Source organism: Pseudoduganella albidiflava, from assembly GCF_004322755.1.
Taxonomy (GTDB): domain Bacteria; phylum Pseudomonadota; class Gammaproteobacteria; order Burkholderiales; family Burkholderiaceae_D; genus Rugamonas; species Rugamonas albidiflava.
In genome coordinates, this window is sequence record NZ_CP036401.1 from 2,481,917 (window position 1) to 2,494,685 (window position 12,769).

Sequence of the window (12,769 nt, forward strand, 5' to 3'; positions counted from 1 at the left end):
TCGGGCCGGAAGTCCTGTGCAGGAAATCTGCGGATCAGTAGCGCGCGCCAATCGACAAGCCGGCGGTGCGCGGTGCGGCCGTATAGCCGAATGCGCCGAACACGGTGTTGGACAGCCGCGCATTCATCACGTTGTTGTTTTCCAGGTTGCGCGCATAGGCCGTGGCGTACCAGCGGCCGCCGGGCGCGTCGTACCGAAGCGACAGGTTGGTGCGGGTATGGGAGCCCTGCGTGAACACGTCGCTGTTGGCGTCGTCGTTGTAGTACTTCGACGCATAGCGGCTATCGATACGCGCCACCAGTTCGCCCTGCTCGAGCGGAATGAAATGCTCGTAGCCGAGGGTCACGGTCAGTTTCGGCGCATTGCGCAGGTAGTTCCCCGAACAATCCAGGCGCGTGCCGTCCAGTTCATCGGTGCAGGAAGTGTAGGTGTCGTACTTCGCGCTGGTCAGGCCGAGCGAGGAAGTGATCGTGCCATTCTGCCCGGCGCGCAGCCGTCCTTCCGCCTCGAATCCGTAGACCCTCGCCTTTGCCGCGTTGCCCACGCCGCCCGTGGTCAGGCCGCCGCCCAGCGGCAGCAGGGTATTGACCTGCAGGTCCTTGTAGTCGTAGACGAAGAAGGCCGCCGTGTAGCGGCCGCGATTGCCCAGCATACGGCCCTTGATGCCCGCTTCCGCCGACAGCAGCTGTTCCGGCTCGTAGAAATGCACCGGCGCCGCCGGTTGTCCGAGGAAGGGCACGGCCGGCGCGGCAAGGTTGTAGCCGCCCGCCTTGTAGCCGCTGCCCACCACGGCGTAGGCCATGGTGTCCTTGTCCAGGTCGTAGTCCAGGCCCAGCTTCCAGTCGTTGTGCGACCAGCTGCGCTCTTCCGATGTCGTCGCGCCGAAGCCGGCCACGTAGCGCACGCATTCGCCGCACGATTTCTCGTCGCGGGTACTGCGCAGGCCGAGCGTTGCGCGCAGTGCCGGCGTGAAGGCGTAGGTCGCCTGGCCGAACAGGGCGCGCGATTTCGCGTCGGCATCGTCGATGTCGAAATCCAGGAAGCCATCGGAGAATGCGCCCTGCGTGTCCTGGGTTTCGCTGAAGAAGTACAGCCCCGCCACCCAGCGCAGCGGGCCAGCGCTGGAAGACGACAGCCGGAATTCGTTGGAGAGCTGTTCGGAACGGGTGCTCGAACCGTTCTCGCTGCCATTGGGCGCCATCGGCGTGACCAGGCGGCTTGCCCAGTCGAGGCGTCGGTTGCGCGTCGACGCCAGCCAGGTGAAGGTCACGCTATCCAGAGCGGTATTCAGTTCGGACGTGACGCCGGTGTAGTAGGCGCGGCCGTCGGCGCGCAATACGGTATCGTTGCGCTGCCCGCCGCTGCCGCGTTCCACGGTCAGCGGCAACGGCACGCCGGCACTGGTCGGTCCCTGGAATTCCGATCCGTCCAGCGTGACCAGCCAGGTGGAGGAGGGCGTGAACTTGAACAGCGCATGCAGGCGGCCGGTTTTCTGGCTGGCCCGGTTGCCGGCCGCGCGCGGGGTGTCGATGTAGTTGTCCTCGCTCCTGGCCAGCACGGCAGCGCGCAGCGCTACGGTCTCGTTGACCGGCACGTTCAGCATGGCTTCCGCACGGCAGAGGTTGTAGTTGCCCACTTCGACATTTGCGCTCGCGTCGAATTCCGCGCCCGGCTTGTTCGAGATGACATTGACCGCGCCTGCCGTGGCGTTGCGGCCGTACAGCGTGCCTTGCGGGCCGCGCAGCACCTCTACGCGTTCGACGTCCAGGAAGGCATTGCGTGCCTGGTCCGGCCGCGCCAGGTAGACCCCGTCGATGTGGAACGCCGCGGCGGGATCGCCCTGCTCGGTGGTGTTGTTGCTGCCGATCCCGCGGATATAGATGGTCGTGTTGCCCGCGCTCTCCGTGCCGATCTGCACGTTGGGAACGGTGTTGGTCAGGTCCTCGACGTTCTGGATGCCTTTCTTCTGCAATTCGTCGCCACTCAGCGCCGTCAGCGATACCGGCGTGCGTGAAGCGGCCTCGGGGCGCTTTTGCGCGGTGACGATGACTTCCTGGATCTCTTGCCGGTCGGTGCCGGTGGACTGCTGCGCACCGGCCGGGCTTGCGAAAGCGGTCGCGACCAGCATGGCAAAGGTCGTTCGTTTGAACTGCATGGCGTTCCTGGAATGCACGTTGTTCTCCTCCTGTGGATGGGGTTCGTCCGTCCTCGACATCGACGTCGTATTGTTTTGACGGGACCCGGTTTCTTCCGGGTCCGGTTTCATCTGGCGTGACTGATCGAAAATCGTTTCTCGTTCAGTGGCGTTGCCGGGTTCAGGCAGATCCCGTGTGGAAATCCGGGATGTGCAAAGCCACTCCCGCGCATGAGCGCGGAAGGGATCGCAATGGTTGAAATGCTGCTATTGCCTGCTTGAGCGCCACGCGGCGCAGGGCGTCACCAGGCCGGCGCCATGCCGAAGACCTCATCGCGAATGGCTGGAGCGGCGGCGGTCCCGACAGGTGCGTGGCCAGCGGAAGCGCCGGCGAGGGGATGGTTCGATATCATGGTGGTCTCCGTGTTGTCATGTGCGGCCGGTCATGCGGGTGAGTGCATGCCATGCGTCTTCTTTCAAGATATCAACACGGGGAGGACAAGTAAAAACGATTTTTCCGATCCGAAGCGACGGTTCCGTCGATACCTGGCCGGGACGACGCGAGGGAAGGGCGGCGGCCCGCGTCCGGGAAGCTACGGCCGCATCGAACGCCGGCCGTTTCCATACCTTTGTTCAGAACTCGTACTTCACGCGCATGCCCACGTAGCGCCGGGCATTGCGCGGCAGCGTGGCGGTCAGCACATGCACGCCGCCGAACACGCCGGCATTGTCTCCGATGTTCGCCGCGTACGATTTGTCGAACAGATTGTTGGCGAAGAACGTCACCTTGTAGCCGCGCTGGCTGTCGCCGAGGGCGAGGCTGCCGTTGACGACGCCATAGCCGCCCTGCACGGTCAGCGGATTCTGGAACAGGTCGAAATTGACCTTGCTCTGGTACTGGAAATTCAGGTTCGCCGTGCCGCGCAGGTCGCCGTCGCCGACGGCGAAATCGTACGTGGTTCCCAGCGTTCCTTTCAGCCGGGGGGCGTTGGGGAGCTTCTTGCCGGCCAGGTCCTGCACGCGGACGGCGCCGGTCGTCACGCACCCTTGTTCCGCGCCTTGGCCCGGGTAGCAATTCGCGTTCGGGAAACTGCGGATCGTCGCATCGGTATAGGCAGCGGCGGCTTCGAACAGCCATGCGCGGGCGGGCTTGTAGGCGGCTTCCAGCTCGACTCCCTGGGTGCGCAGCTTGCCGACATTGTTCAGGCGCAGGTTCAGCAGGCCGGTACTGCTGTCGATGATCACCGATTGCGCCTGGAAGTCGTCGTAGCCGGTGAGGAACGCCGTCGCGTTGAGTTGCAGCCGGTTGTTCAGGAAGCGGCTCTTGATGCCCAGTTCGAACGATGCCGATTTTTCCGGCGCCGCCGGATGGTCGGCGCGCGACTGGTTGAAGCCGCTGGAAATATCGTAGCCCGAGCCCTTGTAGCCGGTGGAGAACGAGCCGAACACCATCACATCCTTCGCCACGTCGCGCTGCAGCGACAGCTTGCCCGTGACCGCGTTCTCGCTGGTCTCGCCGGTGTACCGCGCAGGCGTGGCAAGCTGCAGTTCGTTGAATGCGACGCCGATGCTCTGGTGGTTGGCGCGCAGGCCCGCGACCAGCCTGGTGTCGTTGCGCATCTTGTAGTCCAGCTGGCCGAACACGGCGGATGTCCGGTTGTCCGCGTGTGCATTCCAGTTCGCCAGGAACGCGACAGGGCCGCGGTGGTAGGCGCGATCGCTGTCGGCGTTGGCGTAGTACAGGCCTGCAAGGTAGTTCAGGTTGCCGCCACCGCTGGATGCCAGGCGCAGTTCCTGGGTCAGCATCGTCGACCGGAAAGGCCCGCCCGCGACCAGCCCGCCGTGGGCCGCGCCGCGCGTGAGGGCGCCGAGCAGGTCGACGTCGGCCGCATCGAGGTCCATCGTGTAGTCGAATTTCCAGTCCTGGTAGCTGGTGATCGATGTCAGCACATGCCGGCCCAGCTGCCAGTTGGCGGCAACGCTGAACGTGCCTTGCGTGCTCTTGAAGCTGCCGTTCTCGTCCTGCCGTATCGCGAAATTATCGGCGCCCGGTGCCAGCCCCTGCAGCCGGGTGGACAGGTCGATCTGGCCAAACAGCATCGCGCCCGCGGGCACGCTCAGGTACACCGGGTTGGGCCCCAGGCCATCGCGTTCGGCGAAATCGGCGATGAGCCGGAGCTTCAGGCCCGCCAGCGCTTGCCAATCGAGGCGGGCCCGCAAGCCCTTGGCATTCTCGCCATTGACGCGGGCGCCGTCGGCGACGTTGCCGATATAGCCGTCGCGGCGCGCCTGGTAGGCATTGAGTCGGAACCCCGCATGGCTTCCCATCGGGCCGCTCAAGGACGCTTCAACGCGCTTTTCATGGTCGCTCGTGAGCGTGGCCTGCACGCTGCCCGACAGGTAATCGGACGATTCCTTCGTGACGATGTTGATGACCCCCGCGGCGGCGTTCTTGCCGAACAGCGTGCCTTGCGGGCCCCGCAGGACCTCGATCCGCTCGACGTCGCTGAGATTGGCGAACGCCTGCAACTGCTGGACCACGGGCACATCGTCGACGATCACGGAGACGGCGGATTCGACGCCGATGCTGACGGACTGGGTGCCCACGCCGCGCAGGGAGACCGAACTGTTGGTGCTGTTCTGCGTCACCGTCATCGAAGGTGCCACGCGCGTCAGGTCGTCGAAGGCGACGATGCGCTGGTTCTCGATGGCCTTCGCGTCCACGGTATTGATGGCGACCGGCGTTTTCTGCATGGGTTCGGCGCGCTTCTGGGCCGTGACGATCACCGATTGCAGGGCTTCACCCGGGTCGTCCCGCCGCGCGGCTTCCTGTGCCAGCACGGATGGCGACACGCCGAGTCCGGCCAGGGCGAGTGCGGTGGCGATCACCGTCCTGCGGGGATACGCCGGGGTGGCCGTGGTCGCGCTGTATGACTTCATTTCGTCTTCCTCCTGTCATTGTTGTGTGGGGACTGCTGTGGTTCCCGGCTGCCGGGGGGCTAACCCGTTCGGTGGAGACGGGCGGGCAGGGCGCCGCTGGTGGGCGCCATGTGGCGGTCCGTCGGCGGGTATGCACGCCGCCTGCCGCTCGCAAGGCATGGCCTGGAGCTGATACCCTAATATATTAGCTGGCACCCGATGGCGGCGATTCGACATCCTAGCCGTGCCTTTTTCACGCTGTCCAAGCGCTTTTATCGATAGAAGGTATCGGCAGAACCGTTTTGCCGGGCCGTGTCGCGGTCAGTACACTCGGCACTAATATTTTAGTGAGGAGACAATGTGAACAAGATGCAACACTCGTGGGGAGCGGCGGTCATGGTGGCAATAACGCTGAGCGCTGGCGTTCCGAGCCCGGCCATGGCGGCGCCGGCGTCCGTCGCCAAGGTGCGGACCGAGGCCGTGCTGGACCAGGGCTGGCGTTTCCTGTTCCGGCAGGATGGCAGTGCCCAGCCTGGCGCAGCGGACCCCGCCTGGCAGGCGGTCACGCTGCCCCATACGTGGAACCGGATCGGTGGCCACATCGACAAGGCACCGGGTTACGACGACCGCCGCGGACAAGGCTGGTACCAGCTCGATTTCAAGGCTCCCGCGGCGGCGGCGAAGCCGCGCCGCAGCTGGCTGCAGTTCGACGGTGCCAGCATCGTGACCGACGTGTGGCTCAACGGCAGCAAGGTCGGCACGCACCGTGGCGGCGTGTCCGGATTCCGTTTCGACGTGAGCGACCACCTGCGACCTGGAACCAACCGGCTGATGGTCCGGACCGATAACACGGCGCCTGAAACCAAGGGTTCGGCGACGGCCGAGACGTTGCCGATGGGAGGCGACTGGTTCATGTTCGGCGGGCTCTACCGCAAAGTGTCGCTGGTGACATCGGATCCGCTGCACCTCGAACTGGACGATCACGGCGGCCCGGGGGTGTATGCGCGGACCTTGCAGGTCGGCGACAGTTCGGCCACCGTCGAGGTGGTGGCCAGGGTCCGTAACGATACGGGCAAGGCGGAGCCTGCCACCGTGCGCTATGCGCTGCTCGATGCGGCTGGCGCCGTGGTGGCATCGGCCAGCGACAAGCTGCAGGTGCGGTCCGGCGCCAGCGAGGAACGGAAGGTCACGCTGACGGTTCCCAACCCGCGCCTGTGGAATGGCAGGGCCGATCCCTACCTGTACCGCCTGAAAGTCGATGTGCTCGCCGCGGGGCGGGTGCGGGACACGGTGACGCGCAATTTCGGCATCCGGACCATGCGCTTCGATCCGGACGGCGGCTTCTTCCTGAACGGCAAGCGGCTGGCGCTGCACGGCGTGAACCGCCACCAGGAGAGCGGTGCGAACGGGTGGGCCGGCACGGACGAGGAGCTGGCGCGCGACTATGCGCTGATCACGGAAATCGGCGCCAATACGGTACGCCTGGCGCACTACCAGCATGCGCAGGCCGAGTATGACCTGGCCGACCGCCTGGGGCTGGTGGTCTGGGCCGAGATCCCGCTGGTCAATCTCACGGCGCCGCACGGCATGGCTGCGGCGACGCCGGCCTTCATCGAGAACGCGGAAACGCACCTCCGCGAACTGATCCGCCAGAACCACCATCACCCATCCATCGCCGCCTGGTCGATCGCCAATGAACCGAACCTCATGGGGCTGTGGTCGCCGCTGAAGCCGGCCACGCTGCCGTTGCTGCGCCGCCTGGCCGAGCTGTCCCGCGATGAAGATCCTTCACGGCCTGCCGTGCTGGCGTCGTGCTGCGGCACGATCCCGGGCGAGACCACGCCCGGCGAGAAGCAGCCGGGGCTCGATGCGCCACCGGAAGCCGTCGATGTCTTCGGCGTCAACGTCTATGCCGGCTGGTACTACGGCACCACGGGCGACCTGGGCAAGTACCTCGACCGCGTGCATGCGCACTATCCGGCCAAGTCGCTCAGCGTGACCGAGTACGGCGCCGGCGGCGGGCTCACGCAGCACTCGGACAATCCGCTGGGGGGCCCCGTCAATGCGATGGGCCGGCCGCATCCCGAGCAGTTCCAGGCCCATGTCCACGAGACCTCGTGGCCGCAGTTGCGCGACCGGCACTACCTGTGGGGCACCTGGCTGTGGAACATGTTCGATTTCAGTTCGCCCTCGCGGCAGGAGGGCGACCTGACGGACACCAACAACAAGGGCATCGTCAGCTTCGACCGGAGCGTGCGCAAGGAAGCCTTCTACTTCTACAAGGCGCACTGGAACCCCGAGCCCATGCTGTACCTGGCCGGGCACCGCTATACCCGGCGCGCCATCCCGTTCGCCGACGTGAAGGCCTACAGCAATGCGGCCGAGGCGCGCCTGACCGTGAACGGCAGGGACCTCGGCACGGCTGCCTGCATCGAACGGGTCTGCCGCTGGCGCATGGTCGCGCTGGCCAAGGGCGACAACGTGGTGGAAGTGAGCGCGTCGCTGGCGGGGCGCGACATGCGGGACCGTGCTGTGTGGCAGCGCGAGGAGGGGCCCGACACCTATCGCATCCTCGCCGGGCAGGTGGCGGTGACCGATACCGCGGCGGGCCTGCATGGTTCGGATGATTTCTTCACGGGTGGCGAAGGCCAGCTGCTCAATCGCGCCGGGTTCGGCAAGCGCCCGAACAAGGTCGTGGGCGGCGCGCAGGACCAGGGCCTGTACCAGGCCTGGCGTACCGGCGACTTCCACTATGACCTGCCGCTGCCGGACGGCGAGTATGCGTTGACGCTGCGCTTCGTCGAGCCGGACGAGAAAGCCGGGAAAGGGCAGCGGGTCTTCGACGTCGTCGCCGGCGGAAAGGTGGTCCTGGAAAATGTCGATATCGCTGCCGAGGCGGGAACGATGGTTGCCCATGAACGGATCGTTCCCATCACCGTGCAGGGCGGCATGGCGCGCATCGGCTTCGTGTCGAAGAAGGGCAAGGCGATCGTTTCGGCGATCAGCGTGGCTCCTCGCTGAACCATCGATCCCGCGCTGCGGCGCCCTGACGAAACAGCTGGCCCGGCCAGCACGCCATCGCCTGGCGCAATGTTTGTGCAACAGGGCGCCGCAGTACAGCCAGCGCCGCCGCTGGTTTTGTGGCTTTCCGCCGACGATCCGGCCTCTTCAGGGCGATGGCGACAATTGGTGACAACTGGCTCGCCGCGCCAGGTTCAGAATTGCAAGCATGCTCCGAAGCGGCTGGCGCTTGGCGATGACACAGGGGGATGCGATGCGGCGACTGGTTGTCTGTTGTGATGGAACCTGGAACTCACGGGACCAGATGGATGGGGGAGTCGCCGCGCCGACCAACGTCGTGCGCATGGCGAACGCGCTGGCCAGCGACAATACCCAGCGGGTCTACTACCACCCCGGCGTGGGTGCCGGCGGGTCGAAGCTGGACAAGATGCTGGGCGGCGGCACGGGAACCGGGTTGTCGCGCAACATCCTGAGCGCCTACGAATGGCTGTGCCGGAGCTACGAGCCGGGCGACCAGCTGTACCTGTTCGGCTTCAGCAGGGGGGCCTACACGGTGCGCAGCCTGGTGGGCTTCATCAACTGCTGCGGCCTGCTGCGCGTCGGCGAGGATGCGCCGGCCGGGTCGTGGGATGCCATCGAACGCCTGTTCGAGGATGGCTACCGGGAGGGCAAGCCGATCGGGCCCTTGCGCGAGCGGATCGGGCAAGCGCGTTTCCACAATGCCGCCGGCGAGTCGATACCGGTGCGCTTTCTCGGCGTGTGGGACACGGTGGGCGCGCTGGGCATCCCCGACGACATGGGCTGGCTCGACCTGGTGGACGATCCCAAGGACCACATGTTCCACAGTACCTCGCTGAGCGGCAATGTGCAGACCGCGCGCCATGCGCTGGCGATGGACGAGCAACGCAAGACCTTCGCGCCCACGCTATGGACCGATGTCGCGCCGGACGCCGATGTCCAGCAGCTGTGGTTCCCCGGCGTGCACTCGGATGTCGGCGGCGGCTACCGGGAATGCGGCTTGTCCGACGGCGCCCTGGCATGGATGATCGGCGAGGCGAAAGCAGCCGGCCTGGCCTTCAACGACGGCATGGTCGAGCAGGTCAGGCCGGATTATCACGACATGCTGCACGACCCGCGCACCGGCGTGTTCGCGCTGCTCGAGACGCAGCCGCGCAGCATTCCTTCGCTGCTGGAAGAGCAGCACTTCCACCGGTCGGCGCTGGACCGGCTGCGCAAGCCGCCCATCACCCAGTGCCCGTATCGCCAGCCGCACCTGACGCCGGACGGCCGCGCCATCGAGATCTATGCGCGCGAACCATGGAACCCGACCGGCCTGTGGCTCGAAGCGGGAAGGCGCTACCGGTTCGAGGCCCGCGGCCAGTGGGTCGACGGTTCCATCGTCTGCGGGCCCGCGGGAACGGAGGACGGCAAGTTCAGCATCGCCGAGCTGGCGCATATCGGTGCCAATGTCGTGGGGCGCTTCGAGGCCGCCTTCCGCGAACTTACCGGCAATCCGCATGCCGAATTCCGCGCATCGCGGCGCCATGACGACTGGCCGTGGTTCTGCCTGACGGGAGCGATCGCCAACGGACGCGGCGAACGGCAAGGCAATCCCGAGCCCCACGAAGCGTTCCGGATCGGTACCGGCTGCGACTACACGGCGCAGCGTTCCGGCTACTTCCATGCCTACGCGAACGATGCTTTCGCTTTCTATGCCAACAACCGGGGCTACGTCACGCTGACGGTGCGCCAGCTCGACTGAGACGGTGCACCCGGCCGTCCGGGGGCACGTATCGCCCGGACGGATACCTTCCATCCAGGCTTTCAATTTTACAAACTCCCCGCTCCGTAGCGATACTGCAGCGGACTGGCAGGCAACTGCCGCGTCCACGACAACGATACGGAGACACCCATGAGATCCACCGCGACAGCGGCACGCCGTGCCGCGACGGGCGCCTGCGCGCCTGCCCTGCCGGCACTCCCTGAAATCCTTGCCCCCGGCCCCGAAGCGGTACATGCGACCGGCCGTACCGGTCATCGCTGGCTCGGCGGACTCCAACCCTGACAAGCGGAAAAGTACGATGACGTCACAACATGAAGTGGGCGGCAGCTATCGCACGCTGGTCGATGGCAGTCCACTGTCCACACTGCAGTGGGCGGTTTTCATCCTGTGTTTCCTGATCATGTTCCTGGATGGCCTGGACACGGTGCTGATCGGCTTTCTCGCGCCTTATATCGGCGCGGAATGGCAGCTCGCCAAGGGCGCGCTGACCCCGGCATTCACCGCCGGTGTCGCCGGGCTGATGATCGCCGGCTGCGGCGCGGGGATCCTGGCAGACCGGGTAGGGCGGCGGCCCTTGCTGCTGGGCGCCGTGGCGGTCTTCGGCCTGGCCAACCTGGCGACGGCTTACTGCGCTTCGCTCGAAGCGCTGGTGGCGTGGCGCTTCGTCACCGGGCTCGGACTGGGCGCGGCCATGCCCTGCGCCGTGACGCTGGTGTCCGAATACGCGCCGGCGCGGCGGCGTGCGCTGGTGATCACGTCGATGTATTGCGGCTACACGCTGGGCGGCGCCGCCGTTGGCTGGCTCACGCCCATCGTCACGCAGCAGCACGGCTGGCGCGCGATGTTCGTCATCGGCGCGGTGCTGCCGCTGGCCTTGCTGCCATGGCTGTTCTGGCGGCTGCCGGAGTCGATCGGCTTTCTCGCCGAACGCCGGGGCGACCGCGGCGCCGTCGCGGCCCTGCTGTCGCGCATCGTGGGAAGGCAGGTCGAGGTGCCCGCCTTGCCGGAGCGGCAGGCCGCGGCGGTCAACCCGCTGTCGATCATACTGTCGGCCGCCTACCGGCGCAAGACCGCCTTGCTGTGGCTCGCCAACGGCGCCGGCTTGCTGATGACGTTCACGCTGATCAACTGGTTGCCCAGCTTCCTGACCTTCAAGGGCGTTCCCGCGCCGACCGCATCGCTCAGCGGCGCGAGCCTGCAGGCGGGCGGCGCCATCGGCGCATTGCTGATCGGCTGGCTGATGGACCGCTTCGGCAGCAGGGCGGTCGTGGTGGCCACCTACCTCGGCGCGGCACTGGTTTCGCTGCTGTGGATCGCGGTCGTGGATCGAGGCAGTGCCGCACTGCTGTTGACGGGTTTCCTGGCGGGGGTGCTGGTGATGGGCGGGCAAACCGGTTTCCAGGTGCTGGCGACGTCGGTCTATCCGGTGGCGGCGCGCGCCACGGGACTGAGCTGGATGCAGAGTGTCGGCCGCCTCGGCGGCATCCTCGGCATCCAGCTGGCGGGGATCGGCGTGGCGAGCGACGTCGATCCGGTCACGCTGCTGCAGGCGTTGGCGATGCCCGCGCTGCTGGCCGCCGTTGCCGCAGCATCGCTGCACGCCGGTTCCCGCTTGCTGCGCGGCGATGCCACGGCGGCAAAGGGTGGTTGAGGCGGCGGCACATCCGGCACAACCCTGGATACACGACAAGAACGGAAGACCGATGGAGACAAGGAATCGGGTGATGGCCGCGGCCATGGCCATGACGATGACAAGCGCAATGATGATCGGCGCGCCGCTGGCCGCCGCGGCCCAGCCAGTCACGCTGTACGGCGTACTCGACACCGGTGTCGAGTACGTGAACCATGTGGGACCGTCGGGCAGGAGCCTGACGCGGGTACCCACCATCACGGGCACCTTTCCTTCGCGGTGGGGCATCCGCGGCAGCGAAGACCTCGGCGGTGGCATGAAAGCGGTGTTCGCGCTGGAGTCGGGCATCGGCATGGACACCGGGTCGCTGAACCAGGGCGGCCGGCTGTTCGGCCTGCAGGCCTGGGTGGGACTGAATGGTCCGTGGGGCCAGGCCAGTATCGGCCGCCAGTTGACCATGCTGCTCTGGGCCTTGCAGGATACCGATGTGATGGGGCCCAATATCTATGGCATCGGCGCGTTCGACAACTACCTGCCGAATGCGCGGGTCGACAATGCGCTGGCCTACAAGGGCACGTTCGGCGCCGTCACCCTGGGGGCGACCTACAGCCCGGGACGCGACACCGTCAACGCCGGTCCCGGTCCCTCCGGCATGAACTGCGCCGGTGAAACGCCGGGGAGCAGCCGGACCTGCCGCGCGTGGTCGGCGCTGCTGGCCTACAGGACGGAGCACTGGGGCGTCAACGGGGCGGCCGATGTGTCGCGCGGCGGCCCCGGCGCGTTCGGTGGACTGGTGCGGCCCGACCAGCAAGACCGGCGGCTCACCACGGGCGGCTATGTGCGCCTGGACCGTGCCAGGGTCGCGGTCAACTGGATACGCCGCGACAACGATGCCACGGCCACCCGCAGCGACGTGTTCGCGGCCGGCGTATCGTACGACGTGACGCCGGCCTTCAACCTCGCCGGACAGGTTTCACGGCTGCGTTACCGGCATGGCGCGAACGCGGCGGCGTTGCTTGCGCTGCGCGGTACCTACTCCCTCGGCAGGCGCACGATGGTGTATGCGACGAGTGGCTTCATCGATAACGATGGCCAGCTGGCGCTGTCGGTCAGCGGCGGTGCGCCCGGCTCGGCCCCCGCTGCCGGCGCCACGCAGTTCGGCACCATGGTCGGGGTCCGGCACGCCTTCTAGCGCATGGCCGCCGGCGGCAATGCCGCGGCTCCTTCCACCCTGCCGGCCTGGCGCGTCCCGCCGCCGGCACGGGAACTCGCCCTTGCACAT

The 12,769-nt window shown here is 66.7% G+C and carries 7 protein-coding genes; 5 read left to right on the plus strand and 2 right to left on the minus strand.

Features of this window, described 5'->3' with window-relative positions; all coding sequences use genetic code 11:
• Positions 1–34: 34 nt before the first annotated feature.
• Together EYF70_RS10460 and EYF70_RS10465 are read right to left on the minus strand one after the other, a co-directional pair.
• Positions 35–2,155: a TonB-dependent receptor gene (locus EYF70_RS10460; RefSeq protein ID WP_165497613.1), complete on the minus strand. Its 2,121-nt coding sequence runs from the start codon at positions 2,153–2,155 to the stop codon at positions 35–37.
• Positions 2,156–2,767: 612 nt separating this feature from the next.
• Complete coding sequence (locus EYF70_RS10465; RefSeq protein WP_131145336.1) at positions 2,768–5,074, minus strand: TonB-dependent receptor; 2,307 nt, start codon at positions 5,072–5,074, stop codon at positions 2,768–2,770.
• A 348-nt stretch (positions 5,075–5,422) separates the two neighbouring features.
• Here EYF70_RS10465 and EYF70_RS10470 point away from each other — a divergent pair, with 348 nt between their 5' ends.
• From EYF70_RS10470 to EYF70_RS10485, 5 genes are all read left to right on the plus strand, one after another.
• Positions 5,423–8,074 (plus strand): glycoside hydrolase family 2 TIM barrel-domain containing protein, encoded by a 2,652-nt coding sequence (locus tag EYF70_RS10470; protein ID WP_229420902.1) that lies wholly within the window; start codon positions 5,423–5,425, stop codon positions 8,072–8,074.
• Between the two features lie 304 nt (positions 8,075–8,378).
• Entirely contained in the window at positions 8,379–9,836 is a 1,458-nt protein-coding gene (locus EYF70_RS10475) for a T6SS phospholipase effector Tle1-like catalytic domain-containing protein (RefSeq protein ID WP_229420801.1), read from the plus strand.
• 150 nt (positions 9,837–9,986) lie between these two features.
• The gene (locus EYF70_RS31040) at positions 9,987–10,139 is read left to right on the plus strand and encodes a hypothetical protein (RefSeq protein WP_165497614.1); all 153 of its coding nucleotides are present in this window, start codon (positions 9,987–9,989) and stop codon (positions 10,137–10,139) included.
• Between the two features lie 16 nt (positions 10,140–10,155).
• Entirely contained in the window at positions 10,156–11,508 is a 1,353-nt protein-coding gene (locus EYF70_RS10480) for an MFS transporter (RefSeq protein ID WP_165497615.1), read from the plus strand.
• A 52-nt stretch (positions 11,509–11,560) separates the two neighbouring features.
• The gene (locus tag EYF70_RS10485) at positions 11,561–12,679 is read left to right on the plus strand and encodes a porin (RefSeq protein WP_229420802.1); all 1,119 of its coding nucleotides are present in this window, start codon (positions 11,561–11,563) and stop codon (positions 12,677–12,679) included.
• Positions 12,680–12,769 lie beyond the last annotated feature (90 nt).

What these genes read in the sequence shown, in the direction of transcription:
- EYF70_RS10475 (WP_229420801.1), top strand. Translation starts at nt 8,379, where the DNA reads ATGGATGGGGGAGTCGCCGCGCCGACCAACGTCGTGCGCATGGCGAAC.
- EYF70_RS10460 (WP_165497613.1), bottom strand. Translation starts at nt 2,155, where the DNA reads ATGCAGTTCAAACGAACGACCTTTGCCATGCTGGTCGCGACCGCTTTC.
- EYF70_RS10480 (WP_165497615.1), top strand. Translation starts at nt 10,156, where the DNA reads ATGACGTCACAACATGAAGTGGGCGGCAGCTATCGCACGCTGGTCGAT.
- EYF70_RS10470 (WP_229420902.1), top strand. Translation starts at nt 5,423, where the DNA reads ATGCAACACTCGTGGGGAGCGGCGGTCATGGTGGCAATAACGCTGAGC.
- EYF70_RS10485 (WP_229420802.1), top strand. Translation starts at nt 11,561, where the DNA reads ATGGAGACAAGGAATCGGGTGATGGCCGCGGCCATGGCCATGACGATG.
- EYF70_RS31040 (WP_165497614.1), top strand. Translation starts at nt 9,987, where the DNA reads ATGAGATCCACCGCGACAGCGGCACGCCGTGCCGCGACGGGCGCCTGC.
- EYF70_RS10465 (WP_131145336.1), bottom strand. Translation starts at nt 5,074, where the DNA reads ATGAAGTCATACAGCGCGACCACGGCCACCCCGGCGTATCCCCGCAGG.